The organism is Streptomyces sp. NPDC111656 (assembly GCF_055656965.1).
The window spans coordinates 12,443-28,275 of record NZ_JBVKCA010000006.1 but is presented as its reverse complement, the minus strand read 5'-3'; the positions used below and the strand labels follow the sequence as shown (position 1 = coordinate 28,275).

Below are 15,833 nucleotides of genomic sequence, written 5' to 3'. Positions count from 1 at the left end.
CGTCGCAGGCTACCGCTACCGCCCGCGAAGCCGTCGTACGAGGATGCTCGCGTCCCCGCGGGACTCAAGATCGGCGAGTACGACCGCGACCGCCTCGCGGACGATCCGGCCGCGGTCGACCGCGAGCCCGTGCTCCCCGCGGAGCACCAGCCGGGCGTGCTCGAGGTCCATGAGCTCCTCGGCGGACACGTACACCGTGATCTTCTCGTCGTGCCGCTCCCGCCCGCTGGGCCGCCGGTTGGCGGCGCGGGAGCGCTTGCTGCCGCGGGCGGGCTGCCCGCCGGCGCCCTCCTGCGTCGCCTGGCGCCGCGCCGAGCGCTCCGGAGCCGTACCCCGGCTGCGGGACTCTCCCGCGTCCGCCTCGGCGTCCGCCGCGACGTGTTCGTCGCCCTCGCCGTCACCGCCCTGCACCGGCACCGACTGCGGCGCGTCCTCCGCGGCGGCCGGGTCGCTCTCACCGGCCGGAGCCGGTACCCGGGCCTCGCCGTTGGTCCGGCGGGTGGGGGTGGATGACTGGAGCGCCATGCCCCCGGTGGTACGGAACAGTTCGTCGGCCCCCGGCAGACTCACTCGGCGTGACACCGGGCGAGCACCTCCCTGGCGAGCTGGCGATAGGCGGCGGCACCGACGGAGTTGGAGGCGTACGTGGTGATCGGCTCACCGGCGACGGTGGTCTCCGGGAAGCGGACGGTCCGGCCGATCACCGTGTGGTAGACGTGATCGTCGAACGCCTCGACCACGCGCGCGAGCACCTCACGGCTGTGCACCGTGCGGGAGTCGTACATCGTGGCGAGGATGCCGTCGAGCTCCAGCTCGGGGTTGAGCCGCTCCTGGACCTTCTCGATGGTCTCGGTGAGCAGCGCGACACCGCGCAGGGCGAAGAACTCGCACTCGAGCGGCACGATCACCTTGTGGGCCGCCGTGAGGGCGTTGACGGTGAGCAGGCCGAGCGAGGGCTGACAGTCGATCACGATGTAGTCGTAGTCGGCCATCAGCGGCTTCAGCGCGCGCTGGAGCGTGGACTCACGCGCGACCTCGGACACCAACTGCACCTCGGCGGCGGACAGGTCGATGTTGCTGGGCAGCAGGTCCATGTTCGGGACCGCCGTCTTCAGGAGCACCTCGTCGGCCGCCATGCCCCGCTCCATGAGCAGGTTGTAGACGGTGAGGTCGAGCTCCATGGGGTTGACGCCGAGGCCCACGGAGAGCGCGCCCTGCGGGTCGAAGTCGACGAGCAGGACCCGGCGTCCGTACTCCGCGAGCGCGGCGCCCAGGTTGATGGTCGACGTCGTCTTGCCGACGCCGCCCTTCTGGTTGCACATCGCGATGATCGTCGCGGGGCCGTGGCTGGTCAGCGGACCCGGGATCGGGAAGTAGGGCAGCGGGCGTCCGGTCGGTCCGACGCGCTCACGGCGCTGACGGGCCGCGTCGGGCGCGAGCGTGGCCGCGTACTCCGGATCGGGCTCGTACTCGGCGTCGGGGTCGTAGAAGTGCCCCTCGGGCAGTTCGTCGTAGTCGGCGAAGTGGGTGCGGTTCCCGCCACTTCCGTTGCCGGCCATGGCGTTCACGTGATGGCCATCCATGCTCTGGTGTGCTGTCTGAGTCATCCGGGGACTCTTTTGCGCTGCGAAGGTTCGGACAGCGACGGAGCCGACAGCCTCGAGCCCCGTGGGGCCCTGGCCCCGCGCCGGCATTCCTGGTTGACCACCCCCGGGAGTAAATGTCGACTCATTCACAAGTCGTCTTACCTCCTTGGTGACCAGGAAACTTCTAGATAGGTCAGCGTGGCACCATGCCGACGGTTGGCGACTCTATGGCGTGTCACCGGTCCGCAGCAACACAATCCGCCGGACCCGACCCGATGTGTCGGCAACCGAACACCCCTCTGTCAAGGGCGTAAGGCCGTCGCACAGCAGGATTCACGGGTGTGCGAATCGGTTAAACGGTTACGTTCGTGGCGAGTTGAACGAGTGTCGCAAAGTGACCCGACACACACCCGGCCGGACCTCGCTGGGCAAGGTCCGGTCGGGTGCGGGGCGTTGACGACCTGTGTTGACGTATCGCCTTTTGCCGATTGATGGGTCAGCCGGCCACGCGGCCGGTCACCCTTCGGTGTCTCAGCCGAGCAGGGACTCCAGCTCGACGTGCTCCAGGCCGTGCGCCTCCGCGACCTCCCGGTACACGACCTTGCCGTCGTGCGTGTTGAGGCCCTTGGCCAGCGCGGGGTCGCGGCGCAGCGCCTCGACCCAGCCGCGGTTGGCCAGTTCCACGATGTACGGCAGCGTGGCGTTGGTCAGCGCGTACGTGGAGGTGTTGGGCACGGCGCCGGGCATGTTGGCGACGCAGTAGAAGACCGAGTTGTGGACCGGGAAGGTCGGCTCGGCGTGCGTGGTCGGGCGGGAGTCCTCGAAGCAGCCGCCCTGGTCGATCGCGATGTCGACAAGAACACTTCCCGCCTTCATCCGGGAGACCAGCTCGTTGGTGACGAGCTTCGGGGCCTTGGCACCGGGGATGAGGACCGCGCCGATGACGAGGTCGGCCTCGAGGCAGGCCTTCTCGAGCTCGAAGGCGTTGGAGACGACGGTCTGGATCTTCGTGCCGAAGATCTTGTCCGCCTCCTTGAGCTTGTTGATGTCACGGTCGAGCAGGGTCACCTGGAAGCCCATGCCGATGGCGATCTGCGCGGCGTTCCAGCCGGAGACGCCGCCGCCGATGACGACCGCCTTGGCGGGCAGCACACCGGGGACACCGCCGGGCAGCACACCGCGGCCGCCGTTGGCGGCCATCAGGTGGTAGGCGCCGACCTGGGGGGCGAGGCGGCCCGCGACCTCGGACATCGGGGCGAGCAGCGGCAGCGCGCGGCTCGGCAGCTCGACCGTCTCGTACGCGATCGCCGTGGTGCCGGACTCCAGGAGCGCGTCGGTGCACTCCTTGGACGCGGCCAGGTGCAGGTAGGTGAAGAGGGTCTGGTCCTTGCGGAGGCGGTGGTACTCCTCCGCGATGGGCTCCTTGACCTTCAGCAGCAGGTCGGCCGTGGCCCAGACCTCGTCGGCGGTCTCCAGGATCTGCGCACCGGCGGAAACGTACTCGTCGTCCGTGATCGAGGAGCCGACACCGGCGTTCCGCTCGACGACGACCTGGTGGCCGTTGCGCACCAGCTCGTGCACACCGGCGGGGGTGATGGCCACCCGGAACTCGTTGTTCTTGACCTCGCGGGGGATGCCGACCTTCACGTCGATCACGGTCCTTGGCTCAGAGGGTTCTGGGGCTATGCACAGCCGGGGCGATGCAAGCCGGGGCAATGCATGTCATACCCGGATACACGGGGGCGCACCGGGAGACACCACGAAAGAACGCGGCGGAGCCAGTCTAATGAAGGGGTTCTCTCTGTCTAGCCTTTCAATGCATCAATCTTCGACGGATGTACTACGGATTTCGCAGGCATCAGCGTCTTGTTCCGTGCCTTCTGTGTCTTCAGGGTCCTCCATGGCCGTCGCGCTCTCCGGGAGCTCATCACCCAGCATGCGCTCGGCCGCCTTGCGGTGCAGTCGCGCCGCGGCGGGGTCGCCGAGCCGGTCCAGGGTGTCGGCCAACCGCAGTTGCAGCGCGGCCTGCAGCCGGTGGTCCTCGGCGCGGCGCGCCCACTCGACCGCCTCGTGGCAGGTGCGCAGCGACTCCTCGGGCCGCCCGGCGTACTCCTGGACGCGCGCCAGCTCGCTCAACGCCCGTGCCTGAGCGGGCACATCGCCGTTCCTGCGGTGTCCGGTGACGGCGGCGCGCCAGTTGCGCAGCGCCTCGCCGTAGCGGCCCGCGTAGGTGTACGCGGTGGCGATACGGCCGTACAGCCGGGCGGCGTCCACCCGCTCGTCCCGCGCCAGGCGCTGGGCGAGCGCCCTGCCGTACCAGTCGGCGGCCCGGTCGTGGTCCCCGAGCTCCTGGTGGGCGCCGCCTACGGATTCCATCGCGCGGCCGGTCGCGTACGGGTCGTTCGCCTCGCGTCCGGCGTCCAGGGCGGCCCGGTAGCGGGCCAGGGCGTCGGCCGTTCGGCCGGTCTGGGCGTCCAGGTCGGCGAGGTTCAGCAGGGCCGCGGCCTTCTCGCGGGGCAGGCCCCTGCGCTCGGCGACGTCGAGGACGAGGCGGTGGATGCCGTACAGCTCGGGCGCCGCGGCCCGGGTGCCGAAGTGGGCGACCATCGCCCGCACCAGCGCGGCCATCAGCCGCCTGGCCAGGGTGTCCAGCTCCCCGTCCGCGACCGCGAGTCGGGCCGCGGCCAGCAGCGCGGGCTGCCGCACGCGCAGCCAGTCCTCGGCCGCCCTGGGGGTCGGGAAGCGCAGTTCGCGGGGCAGCGCGGTGAGCTTCTCGCGGGCGGGCGCGTTGTCGGTCTCGGTGATGGCGCGGCAGGACACCAGCAGCCGTACGGTCCGCTCCAGCATCCGGGCGCGGGCCAGCTGCAGTTCGGCCGGGCGGTCCTGGCTCTCGACGAGGGAGCGCAGCAGCGGCAGCAGGCAGCCGGGCACCTCGTACTGCGGCAGCCGCGACTCGACGGGCCGTACGAGGCCGAAGCCGACGAAGTCGTCCAGCGCGGCCCGTGCGGTCTCCACCGAGCAGCCGGCCAGCGCGGACGCGGTGTGCGGGTCGATGAGGCCGGCCGGGGCGAGCGAGAGCAGACGCAGTATCCGCGCGGCGGTGGCGGACAGCGCGGTGTAGACGAGGTGGAAGACCCGGCCGAGCGGGGTGCTCTCGTCGCCCTCGGTGCGCAGTTGCTTGGCGAGGTCGGCGACGGCCGAGGTGGGACGGGCGGCGAGCCAGCCTCCCGCGAGGCGCAGGGCGGCGGGCTGACCGGCGCACTCCTCGACGAGTCCCTCGGCCGCGAGCGGGTCGACGGTGATGCGCACCGAGCCGGTGAAGCGGTCGAGCAGTTCGAGCGCGGACTTGGTGTCCAGGCCGCCCAGGGTGCAGGGGCGGACGTCCGCGATGCCGGTCAGCGGCCCGCCGGAGACCGCGACGACCAGACACTCGGGGGTGTCCGGGAGCAGCGCGTCGACCTGCTCGGCGTCGGCCGCGTCGTCGAGCAGCAGCAGCACGCGGCGGGTGGCGAGGGCCTCGCGCACCGCCTCGCTCAGGTCGTCGGCGGCTGCCCCCGCCGGCGCGGGCAGCTCCAGGGTCCTCAGCAGTTCCCGCGCGGTGCGCTCGGTGGGCACGGGGGTGCCGTCGGGTTCGGTGAGCCGGGCGCGCAGCACCCCGTCCGGGTAACTCCCCGCAACCTGCCGTACGAGCTCCTCGGCGAGCGCGGTGCGGCCTGATCCGGGCCTGCCGGCGATGAGCAGTACGCGCGCGCGGGGTGCCTTGCGGCCCGCGAGGGTGTCCAGGCCCGTGCGCTCGATGTCGACCCTGAGTTCCTTCAACTCTCTTGTGCGGCCGAGGAACTGACCCTCCGTAGGAGCGGACCCGGCAGCCGGGCGCCGCCCCGCCGACGACACCTTCGTGCCGTCTGTGTCCACCGCCTGATCCGCCACGGGCCACGCTCCCGTCCCACTGCGCGCGCAAGCCCGCCGGGACTCCGGTTCGGGCGTTTCCAGAGCCTAGTTCACGCTCTGCGACGATCCGGGCGGAGCGCGGCGGGGACGTCCCCCGATCGGATCAGCCGATCGTAGGACTGATGGTGTCCGGTCGCGGGATCCGGTCACGGGTTCCGGTCGGAGGATCCGGTCGTGGGAGAGGAGCGCCTGGGGTGCGTCAGGACTCGAACGGGCGGGCCGGCCAGGGCGCCTCGGCCGGGCGCAGCGCGTCGAGTCCGTCGCCGCCGCGGGCGGCGACCAGGGAGAGGACGCCGACGACGAGACAGTTGTTGTGCAGCTCGCCGGCGAGCACCCCGCGCACGAGGTCGCCGACGGGGATCCGGGCCAGCTCCATGTCGGCCTCTTCGTCCTCGACCTCGAAGCGCTCCCCCTCGGCCTCGGAGAGATCGCGGGCGAGGAAGATCCGCACGGCCTCGGAACAGCCTCCCGGAGTGGTGTAGACGTCGGTCAGCACCCGCCAGTCCTCGGCCTTGACGTGCGCCTCCTCGTACAGCTCGCGCTGGGCGGCGTGCAGCGGGTTCTCACCGGGCACGTCGAGGAGTCCGGCCGGGATCTCCCACAGCTTGTGGCGCACGGGGTGCCGGTACTGGCGCAGGACCACCGCGCGGTCCTGGCCGTCGAGGGCGAGGACGGCCACGGAGCCGGGGTGGACCTGGTAGTCGCGGCGGGCGACCGATCCGTCCGGCATGACCACGTCGTCGGCGCGGACGGACGTCTTGTTGCCGACGAAGGGAGTCGCGGTGGCCCTGACTTCCCACTCCTCGGGGGTGTCCTTGATCGTCATGTCGCCCTGTTCCTCCTACGCACCGAACGAGAACCGGGGCACGTGTCCCAAAAGACGCGTACCCCGGCCACCGTACAGCCCTTGTGTTACTTGCCCGTCTTGCGCTCGACGGCGGCCTTGACCAGGCCCGCGAAGAGCGGGTGCGGGCGGGTCGGGCGGGAGCGCAGCTCGGGGTGCGCCTGGGTCGCGACCAGGTAGGGGTGCACCTCGCGCGGGTACTCGACGTACTCCACGAGCTTGCCGTCCGGGGAGGTGCCGGAGAACTGCAGACCGGCCTTCTTCTCCAGCTCGCCGCGGTAGGCGTTGTTCACCTCGTAGCGGTGGCGGTGACGCTCCTCGACGTACTCCTTGCCGTCGTACACCTCGCGCGCGATGGAGCCCTCGGCGAGCTTGGCCGGATACATGCCCAGTCGCATCGTTCCGCCCATGTCGCCCTCGCCCGCCACGATGTCGAGCTGCTCGGCCATCGTGGAGATGACCGGGTGGGCGGTGGCGGAGTCGAACTCGGTGGAGTTGGCGTCCGGGATGCCGGCCAGGTTGCGCGCGGCCTCGATCACGATGCACTGCAGGCCGAGACAGAGGCCGAGCAGCGGGATCTTGTTCTCGCGGGCGTACTGGATCGCGCCGACCTTGCCCGACACGCCACGGTCGCCGAAGCCGCCGGGGATGCAGATCGCGTCGACGTCGCCGAGCTGCTTCGCGGCGCCCGCCGGGGTCTTGCAGTCGTCCGAGGTGACCCACTTGATCTTCACGCGGGCCTTGTTGGCGAAGCCGCCGGCGCGCAGCGCCTCGGTGACCGAGAGGTAGGCGTCGGGCAGGTCGATGTACTTGCCGACGAGCGCGAGGTTGATCTCGTGGAGCGGGTTGTGGACGCGGTCGAGCAGGTCGTCCCAGGTCGTCCAGTCCACGTCACGGAAGGGCAGGTCCAGCTTGCGCACGACGTAGGCGTCCAGGCCCTCGGTGTGCAGCACCTTCGGGATGTCGTAGATCGACTTGGCGTCGATGGCCGCGACCACGGCCGCCTCGTCGACATCGCACATCAGCGAGATCTTGCGCTTGATGGCGGTGGGCACCTCGCGGTCGGCGCGCAGCACGATCGCGTCCGGCTGGATACCGATGTTCCGGAGAGCCGCGACCGAGTGCTGGGTCGGCTTGGTCTTCAACTCGCCGGAGGGGCCGATGTACGGCAGCAGCGAGATGTGGACCACGAACACGTTGTCCCGGCCGACCTCGTGCCGGACCTGGCGGACGGTCTCCAGGAAGGGCAGCGACTCGATGTCGCCGACCGTGCCGCCGACCTCGGTGATGACGACGTCGACGTCGTCGGTCGCCATACGCCGGATGCGGTGCTTGATCTCGTTGGTGATGTGCGGGATGACCTGCACGGTGTCGCCCAGGTACTCGCCGCGCCGCTCCTTGGCGATGACCGTCGAGTACACCTGTCCTGTAGTGACATTGGCGGAGCCGTCCAAGTCAACGTCGAGGAAGCGCTCGTAGTGTCCGATGTCCAGGTCGGTCTCGGCGCCGTCGTTGGTGACGAACACCTCGCCGTGCTGGAACGGGTTCATGGTGCCCGGGTCGACGTTCAGGTAGGGGTCGAGCTTCTGCATGGTGACGCGCAGGCCCCGCGCCTTGAGCAGCGCACCCAGGCTGGAGGCGGTCAGGCCCTTACCGAGGGAGGAGGCGACACCCCCGGTGACGAAGATGTGCTTGGTCGTCGTGGATTTGGGCGGCATGGCCAAGAGGGGGCTCCCGTGGTCGCGGTCTGGGGTGCGTACCGGCGTGGTGTCCGAAGATTTCCGGAGGTGCCGTCGCTGCGGTTCGGGGGTTTCTTGCCCACCGGTCCACGGGCTACCAGGGTATCAGCGACCCGAGGAGGCTGCTTCCGGCCACGCTCCGCACACACATCGGCACAGACCACACACAGCACTCACTCGATCGGACCAGGCGGGTTGCCTGGAGCGGCACGCGGATCACCCACGTGCGTCGTATCCTGCTCGGACACTCGCTGCCGAGTCCGGCCGGCACGCGGCACCATCCCCGCCCGTATCCCGGAACCACGAGAGCTCGTCAGTTCGTTTCGCAACGACAATCGCACCGATAATTGACGTTCCGCAACGACGCTTTACCAACGTTCTAACGTTCATTCTTCTAACGTTTTAACGTTCCTGTTCCCTGACCGCAGAGCGACCGCCCCTCGGGGGCGACGTGGCCGTTCGACTGGAGATGCACGTGGCCGGGCGCATCGAGGACTACGCACTCATCGGAGACATGCAGACCGCAGCACTGGTCTGCCGGGACGGCACAGTGGACTGGCTGTGCCTGCCCCGCTTCGACTCTCATGCCATCTTCGCGGGACTGCTCGGCACGGAGGAACACGGATTCTGGCGGCTCGGGCCCGCCCACGCGGCCGACGCCGAACCGCCGACGGCGGCGCGCCGCTCGTACCGCGGCGACTCGCTGATCCTCGAATCCGAGTGGGACACCCCACGCGGCACGGTCCGAGTGACCGACTTCATGCCGCCGCGTGACGGCGCGCCGCAGCTGATCCGGATCGTGGAAGGTGTCACGGGCCGGGTCCCGATGCGCTCCGCGCTGCGGATGCGGTTCTCGTACGGCCGTGTCGTGCCCTGGGTGCACAAGCACGAGGGGCGCACGGTTGCCGTCGCCGGACCCGACTCGGTGTGGTTCGACACCGCCTGCGAGACCTACGGCAAGGCGCTGACCACGTACGCGGACTTCACGGTGGCACCCGGTGACCGGATCGCGTTCACCATCTCGTGGGAACCCTCACACAAGAAGCCCCCCGCGCTGCCCGAGCCGGAGCAGGCCCTGGAGGCCACCGAGGACTTCTGGCGCGACTGGGTCGACCAGTGCACGTACCACGGCCCCTACCGCGAGGCCGTCGTCCGCTCCCTGATCACCCTCAAGGCCCTGACGTACGCCCCCACGGGCGGCATCGTCGCCGCGCCCACCACCTCCCTCCCGGAGGAGATCGGCGGCGTACGCAACTGGGACTACCGCTACACCTGGCTGCGCGACGCGGCGATCACCCTCTCCTCCCTCCTGCGCACCGGCTACCGCGAGGAGGCCCGCGCCTGGCGTGAATGGCTGCTGCGCGCCGTGGCCGGCGACCCGGAGAACCTGCAGATCATGTACGGCATCGCGGGCGAGCGGGAGTTGGGCGAGGCGGAGCTCGACTGGCTGCCCGGATACGAGAACTCGGGCCCCGTACGGGTCGGCAACGGCGCCGCGCACCAGCTTCAGCTGGACGTCTACGGCGAGGTCATCGAGGCCCTGCACCTGGCCCACATGACGGGCCTGTCCCGCAACGACTACGCCTCGCTCCTCCAGCTGAAGCTGATCCGCTACCTGGAGGACCACTGGGACCAGCCGGACGAGGGCATCTGGGAGGTCCGCGGCCCGCGCCGCCACTTCGTGCACTCCAAGGTGATGGCCTGGGTCGCCGTCGACCGCACGATCAAGCTCATCGAGTCCGGTGACGCGGACGGCCCGCTGGAGAAGTGGCGCGAACTGCGCGACGACATCCACCGGGACGTGTGCGAGAAGGGCTACGACAAGGAGCGCAACACCTTCACGCAGTCGTACGGTTCCAAGGAACTGGACGCCTCGCTGCTCCTCATCCCGCAGATGGGCTTCCTCCCTCCGGACGACAAGCGCGTGATCGGCACCATCGAGGCGATCCAGCGCGAGCTGTCCACCTCGGACGGCTTCATCCTGCGCTACCCGACCACCGGCGAGGACGCGGGCGTGGACGGTCTCGAGGGCGACGAGGGGGCCTTCCTGGCCTGCTCCTTCTGGATGGCGGACGACCTGGCGATGATCGGCCGCGTCGACGAGGCCCGCAAGCTCTTCGAAAGGCTCCTGGCCCTCCGCAACGACCTGGGCCTCCTGGCCGAGGAATGGGACCCCCGCCTCCAGCGCCAGGTGGGCAACTTCCCCCAGGCCTTCAGCCACGTGCCCCTGATCGACACGGCCCTGAGGCTGACGGCAAGCGGGGCGTACGGCGGCTGACAACGCCCGCGACAGCGGCCCGTGCTCCCCTTGCGGGGGGCGTGGGCCGCGGCCCTTGGGGGCGCGGGGAACTGCGCGACCAGCCCCCACCGACCCGCAGCCTCACAACAAGCCCCTAGGCTGAAAGCAGTCCCGTCCCCTACTGAAAAAAGAGGGGGCAACTGCGATGTCCCCCTTCGCGAAGGCCCACACCCGCCTCGCCGCCCTACGCGCGGACCTGACCGGCGACGCTTTCAGGCCGGAAGACCCCGGCTACGACAACGCCCGCAAGCTCTTCAACACCCGCATCGACCGCCACCCCGCAGTGATCGCCCAGTGCGAGACCACGGCGGACGTGGTCCATTGCGTCCGCTTCGCGCGGGACCTGGACCTCCACATCGCGATCCGGGCCGGCGGCCACAGCCCGGCCGGGATGTCGCTCAACGACAACGGCCTGGTCATCGACCTGCGCCGGATGCACACGGTGACCGTCCACCCCGGCTCCCGGACGGTACGGGTCGAGGGCGGCGCCCTCATGAGCCACCTCGACCAGGCCACCCGGCCCCACGGCCTGGCCACCACCGGCGCCCGGAACTCGACCACCGGCGTCGCCGGCTTCGCCCTCGGCGGCGGCACCGGCTGGCTCGACCGCGCCTTCGGTCTCGCCGTCGACAACCTGCTCGGCGTCGAACTGGTCACGTCCGACGGCTCGCAGATCCAGGCCACCGATCACGAGAACCCGGAACTCTTCTGGGCCCTGCACGGCGGTGGCGGCAACTTCGGCGTCGCCACCTCACTGACCCTGAGACCGCACCCGCTGCCGGACTTCTCGATCGCCCTGCTGACCTACCGCCCGGAGTCCGGCCCGGACGTGGTCCGCACCTACCGCGAGATCATCGAGGCCGCCCCACCGGAGACGGGCGGCGGCATCATCCGCACACAGCTGATCGACGCACTCCTGACGTACCCGGGCCCCGAGCAGGACCTCCGCAAGCTCGCCCGGCCGCTGCTGGCGCTGCCTCACGAGGCCGTGATCCTCACGCCCCTCCCCTACGCCGCCTTCCAGCGCATCCTGGACAGCCCGCCGGGCCTGAGGAGCCACTCTTCCGCGGAGTCCCTGACCGGCCTGCCGGACGACGCCGTGGACGTCTTCTGCGAGCTGGGGAAGGCCATGCCCGTGCCCACGGCCACCCGGTGCTCGCTGTTCCCGCAGGGCGGCGCGATCGCCTCAGGCCCGGACCGCTTCCCGGTGCCGTTCCGGGACGCCCGGTGGACCGTGCACCCGTTCGGGATGTGGGAGGACCCGGCCGACGACTGGCGCTGCGTCCAGTGGGTCGAGGACGTGCGCGCCGCCTTCCGGCCGTGGAGCACCGGCGCGGTCTGCCTCAACCTCGTCGGCGACGAGGGAGTCGACCGCGTGGTGGCCGGCCTCGGCGCCGGGAACATCCGACGGCTGGCCGCGGTGAAAGCCGCGTACGACCCGGACAACGTCTTCCGATTCAACCACAACATCCTGCCCCGGTAGTGAGCGGCCCGGCCACGGACATGCCTCCGGGAGGCCTCCCCGGGTACCGTCCGCTGCATGGACAGCCGTTTGGACAGCCACTTGGACAGTCGATACGACACCCAGGGCGCCGGAATCACCGTGCAGCGGGCACTGGAGCTGCCCGGGCTGCGCAGCGGGCTGCCGGAGATCCTCGCGGGCGCCGACCGGCTGGGCCGCACCGTGCGCTGGGTGCACGCGGGCGAGGTCCCGAACATCGCCTCGCTTCTCAAGGGCGGCGAACTGCTCCTGACCACGGGCTACGGCCTCGGCACCCGCCCCGCCGACCAGCGCGCGTTCGTCCGCACCCTCGCGGAGCGCGGTATCGCGGCGCTCGTCGTGGAGCTCGGCCCGCGCTTCACCCGGCTGCCCTCAGCCCTCGTGGAGACGGCCCGCTCCGCCGGTCTCCCGCTGGTCCAGCTGCACCGCGAGGTGCCCTTCGTGGCGGTCACGGAGGAGATCCACACCGAGATCGTCAACGGCCACTACGCGCTGCTGCAGCGGGCCGAGGAAGTGCACCGGCGCTGTACCGAGGCCCTGCTCGGCGGCGGGGGCATACCCCAGGTCCTCGGCATCCTCGCGGACTTCAGCGGCAACCCCGTCTTCCTGGAGACCGCGGACGGACAGCTCCTGTACGCCGCGGGGGCCGGCTCCGCCGGCGCCGACCCGCTCCAGGTGTGGGAGGGGATGCGCGGCCAGCACAAGGAGGAGCCGCCCACCGGGACGACCCTCGTGGACGTGCCGGGCGGCGGCCCCGGCACCGGTTCGGTACGCGCCCGGCTGGTCCTGCTGCCCGTCAGCGCCCCGGTCGCCCCCGTGCACCGGATCGCGGCGGAGCGGGCCGCGGGCATCCTGGCCGTCGTCCTCATGCAGGCCCGCCAGGAGGAGGAGCTCGCGGCACGCGGACGCGGCGACTTCCTCACCGACCTCGCGGAGGGCCGTATCGCCGCCGAGGACGCCCCCGCGCAGGCCCGCGTGCTCGGCTTCAAGCCCGGCAACAGCCCGCTCCTGCCGGTCGTGATGCGGCTCGCCGACGGCCCCTCCCCCGGTGGCGGCTGGGCCGTCCTGGCGCGCGCGGTCGCGGAGGAGCTGGCCTCGGTGGGTGTGCCGGTCCTTTTGGGCGTACGCCCGGTGGAGGGCCGCGTCCCCCTGTTGCTGGGCCTGCGTTCGGAATCCGAGCGCGCGGCGGTCGCGGACCGGGTCGCGGCGGCCCTCAGGGCGGGCGTGGAGCGCGCGGGCATGCAGCGACCGGGGGCGCAGCCGCCCGTGGTGGTGGTCGGGGTCGCGGGCGGCTGGGCGGCGGCCTCGGCGGGCCTGCGGCACGCGGCGGAGACGGCGACGGCCGCGCAGGGCCTGACGGACCGCCCCTGGTACGACGCCCGCCGCCTCGACACCGATCTGCTCCTGTGGCGGCTGCGCGACCATCCGGACCTGGCGGCCTTCGTGGACCGTGCCATCGGCCCCCTCCGCGACCACGACCTCCGCTCCAAGCCGCCACTGCTGCCCACGCTGGAGACGTACCTGGCGCACGCGGGCCGCAAGGCGGAGACGGCCCGCGAGCTGCACCTGAACCGGCAGACCCTCTACAACCGGCTCGCCCGGATCGGGGAGTTGCTGGGCACGGACCTGGACGACCCGCAGACGGTACTGGCGTTGAGCCTGGCACTGCGAGCGCGACGGCACGTGCCCTGAGCCACCGGCCGGCACTTAGGCAAGGGGCCTCGTCTGGGTCAACTCGTCGTAGACGCTGAGCACTTGGGCGACGGTCTCGTCCTCGGTCGGCCAGGTCGTGGCCTGCCGCACCCCCCGCTCCTTGAGCAACTCCCGGCGATCGTCGTCCCCGAGCAGCCGTACGACGGCCGCGGCGAGCGCGTCGGCGTCCGCGCACGGGACGAGTTCGGCCGCGTCGCCGACCAGTTCGGGGATACCTGCGACGGCGGTCGCGACGAGCGGCACACGCGCGTGCAGGGCCTCCTGGGCGAGCACGGAACGGGTCTCCCGACCGCTCGGCAGCACCGCGAGATCGGAGGCCAGGAGCAGCTCGGAGACGTCGTCGCGCCGCCCGACGAGCCGCACCGGCAGCTCCTCGTCCTCGATCCGCCGCTGGAGGACCGCCCGCAGCGGCCCCTCCCCGGCGATCACCAGGAGCGGCACGGGGTCGAGCGAGCGCCACGCGCGCGAGGCGTCCAGCAGGGTGTCGTATCCGCGATGCCGGTCGAGGGAGCCGACGGCCATGAGCAACGGGCGGTCGGTGGCGCCGAGTTCGGCCCGCGCCTTGTGGCGGAGTCGGTCGGGGTCCCCGTACTCGACGGCCTTGCGTGGCGTCGGGAACGCGACGGCCGCGAGCCGGGCGTCCCGCGCTCCGCGCCTGCGGGCGCGGTCCACGAGGTCGGGCGAGGAGCCCAGCACCACCGCCGCGGCCCTGGCGACCCGCCGCTCCAGCAGCCGCAGCAGGTGCGCCCGCGCCCCCTCCGCGTGCGAACGGGTGTGCCAGGTGACGACGAGCGGGGTGCGTCGGCCGCTGAGCGCGAGCGCGGCCCGCAGCGCGGCGTGCAGCCCGTGCGCGTGCACGAGATCGGCGTCCGCGCAGGCCACCCGCAGCGCGGCCACGGCGGTCGGATCACTGCTGCGTGGCACGGGAACGTGCTGGGCGCCGACGCCACTGAACCCGTACGCGAGGTCGGCCTCGGCAGGTGCACACACGGTGACCCGCACACCCCGGGCGACGAGCCCCGAGGCCAGCGACCGCACATGCGCGCTGCTGCCCGCGCTTGCGCCGCCGAGCACCTGCACGGTGCGCAACGGCGACTGACCGTGCGGTGAGTGGCTGCTCACGTGGCTCACGTGGCCGGGGCTCCTGGTTCGGCGTCGGACGGGCACGGGGAACGTACAGGGGGAAAGGCAGAGGGGGGTGTACCGCACGTCGTGCTCCGCGTACTACGCCAAGGATGCCAGGCCGTACGGGTGTTCCGGGACCGCCATCGGAGCAAGCCTTGCGGCGCTGCGCCCAACTCGACGACAGCTGTCACCCACAAGAGTGATAAGTCGCGTGTCTTCGCGACGGGTTGTCCCTCGCTGGAGGCCCGTCGGAGTTTCCGCCCCTCACCCCAGCGGTCGCGCGACCGCCTCGCTGAGCTTGTCCCCGTACACGGCCGCGGCCACCAGCGCCGCGGCATGGGCGAGGAGCCCGGCCCGCCCGTTGCCCGCGACGATCGCGCTGCCCAGCGCGGCGCCGAGCGCGTGGGCCCCGGTGTCGCCGATCATCGCGCGCTCGCCGAGGTCGTCGGGGAACACGGCCGCCGCCGCACCCATCGCCGCGGCCGACAGCCGCCCGGCGGGTCCGCCCCGCAGCAGCCCCGGGGCCCCCAGCGCGAGCACCGCACCGGCGGCCCGCCCCGGCCGGACGTCCACGAGGTTGACGAAGTGCGCGCTCCCGGCGATCACGACCCCCGCGAGCAGCTTGTCCACAGGCCGCTCCTTGAGCAGGGCCCCCGCCACCAGCCCCGCGGCCGAGATACCCAACAGCTTGACCGCCCCACTGGTCACCTCCCCGTCCTTCAGCGCCCCCAGATGCGCCCGGAACCCCCGGCGGGGGTCCCCCGCCCCGACCACGTCGTCGTACGCGCCGCACGCCCCGGCGGCCAGGACCGCGGCCCCGGCGCCCCGGTGGACGCGCGCGGCCGCGAGCGCCGCTCCGAGGGTGGTGGCGGGGCCGGCGTACAACTCGACGGTGCGCCCGGCGTAGTTCGTGCGCTGCCAGCGCTCCGGGCCGCCCGGGGTCTTGGTGCGCAGGCCTGCGAGGGTGGCGCGGGTGACGGCGACGGCGGTACCGAAGCTGGTGATCATGCGACAACTCCAGGGGCCCGCGGAGCGGGCGGTTCGGGGGCCGCGGAGCGGCAAAAGGGGTGGGCGG

Annotated in this window: 11 protein-coding genes; 3 read left to right on the top strand and 8 right to left on the bottom strand. The window is 71.7% G+C overall.

Annotated features, from left to right (window positions below):
• Positions 1-15: 15 nt before the first annotated feature.
• From ACZ7M3_RS19080 to ACZ7M3_RS19055, 6 genes are all read right to left on the bottom strand, one after another.
• Entirely contained in the window at positions 16-582 is a 567-nt protein-coding gene (locus ACZ7M3_RS19080; protein ID WP_095855449.1) for a hypothetical protein, read from the bottom strand.
• Positions 567-1,694 (bottom strand): ParA family protein, encoded by a 1,128-nt coding sequence (locus ACZ7M3_RS19075; RefSeq protein WP_472064618.1) that lies wholly within the window; start codon positions 1,692-1,694, stop codon positions 567-569. Before ACZ7M3_RS19075 ends, ACZ7M3_RS19080 begins: the two co-directional genes overlap by 16 nt.
• A gap of 423 nt (positions 1,695-2,117) precedes the next feature.
• A complete protein-coding gene (gene ald, locus ACZ7M3_RS19070) occupies positions 2,118-3,242 on the bottom strand; it encodes an alanine dehydrogenase (RefSeq protein ID WP_472064616.1) in 1,125 nt (374 codons plus the stop codon).
• A gap of 165 nt (positions 3,243-3,407) precedes the next feature.
• Entirely contained in the window at positions 3,408-5,516 is a 2,109-nt protein-coding gene (locus tag ACZ7M3_RS19065; protein ID WP_472064614.1) for a tetratricopeptide repeat protein, read from the bottom strand.
• 220 nt (positions 5,517-5,736) lie between these two features.
• On the bottom strand, positions 5,737-6,363 hold the full coding sequence (locus ACZ7M3_RS19060) for an NUDIX hydrolase (protein WP_351303454.1): 627 nt from the start codon (positions 6,361-6,363) through the stop codon (positions 5,737-5,739).
• Positions 6,364-6,449: 86 nt separating this feature from the next.
• Entirely contained in the window at positions 6,450-8,099 is a 1,650-nt protein-coding gene (locus tag ACZ7M3_RS19055; RefSeq protein ID WP_067364904.1) for a CTP synthase, read from the bottom strand.
• Between the two features lie 496 nt (positions 8,100-8,595).
• Between ACZ7M3_RS19055 and ACZ7M3_RS19050 the strand changes: the two genes are divergently transcribed.
• From ACZ7M3_RS19050 to ACZ7M3_RS19040, 3 genes are all read left to right on the top strand, one after another.
• Complete coding sequence (locus ACZ7M3_RS19050) at positions 8,596-10,398, top strand: glycoside hydrolase family 15 protein (protein ID WP_168507782.1); 1,803 nt, start codon at positions 8,596-8,598, stop codon at positions 10,396-10,398.
• A 166-nt stretch (positions 10,399-10,564) separates the two neighbouring features.
• The gene (locus ACZ7M3_RS19045) at positions 10,565-11,902 is read left to right on the top strand and encodes an FAD-binding protein (protein WP_472064612.1); all 1,338 of its coding nucleotides are present in this window, start codon (positions 10,565-10,567) and stop codon (positions 11,900-11,902) included.
• 57 nt (positions 11,903-11,959) lie between these two features.
• A complete protein-coding gene (locus tag ACZ7M3_RS19040; RefSeq protein WP_472064610.1) occupies positions 11,960-13,612 on the top strand; it encodes a PucR family transcriptional regulator in 1,653 nt (550 codons plus the stop codon).
• A 15-nt stretch (positions 13,613-13,627) separates the two neighbouring features.
• Here the strand turns inward: ACZ7M3_RS19040 and ACZ7M3_RS19035 are convergent, their stop codons facing one another.
• Complete coding sequence (locus tag ACZ7M3_RS19035) at positions 13,628-14,764, bottom strand: glycosyltransferase family 4 protein (RefSeq protein ID WP_472064608.1); 1,137 nt, start codon at positions 14,762-14,764, stop codon at positions 13,628-13,630.
• Positions 14,765-15,022: 258 nt separating this feature from the next.
• The gene (locus ACZ7M3_RS19030) at positions 15,023-15,766 is read right to left on the bottom strand and encodes a hypothetical protein (RefSeq protein WP_472064606.1); all 744 of its coding nucleotides are present in this window, start codon (positions 15,764-15,766) and stop codon (positions 15,023-15,025) included.
• Between the last annotated feature and the right edge of the window lie 67 nt (positions 15,767-15,833).

Bases quoted from the DNA above. Each gene is read 5' to 3' on its own strand.
- ACZ7M3_RS19045 (WP_472064612.1), top strand. From the start codon at position 10,565: ATGTCCCCCTTCGCGAAGGCCCACACCCGCCTCGCCGCCCTACGCGCG.
- ACZ7M3_RS19060 (WP_351303454.1), bottom strand. From the start codon at position 6,363: ATGACGATCAAGGACACCCCCGAGGAGTGGGAAGTCAGGGCCACCGCG.
- ACZ7M3_RS19055 (WP_067364904.1), bottom strand. From the start codon at position 8,099: ATGCCGCCCAAATCCACGACGACCAAGCACATCTTCGTCACCGGGGGT.
- ACZ7M3_RS19075 (WP_472064618.1), bottom strand. From the start codon at position 1,694: ATGCCGGCGCGGGGCCAGGGCCCCACGGGGCTCGAGGCTGTCGGCTCC.
- ACZ7M3_RS19040 (WP_472064610.1), top strand. From the start codon at position 11,960: ATGGACAGCCGTTTGGACAGCCACTTGGACAGTCGATACGACACCCAG.
- ACZ7M3_RS19030 (WP_472064606.1), bottom strand. From the start codon at position 15,766: ATGATCACCAGCTTCGGTACCGCCGTCGCCGTCACCCGCGCCACCCTC.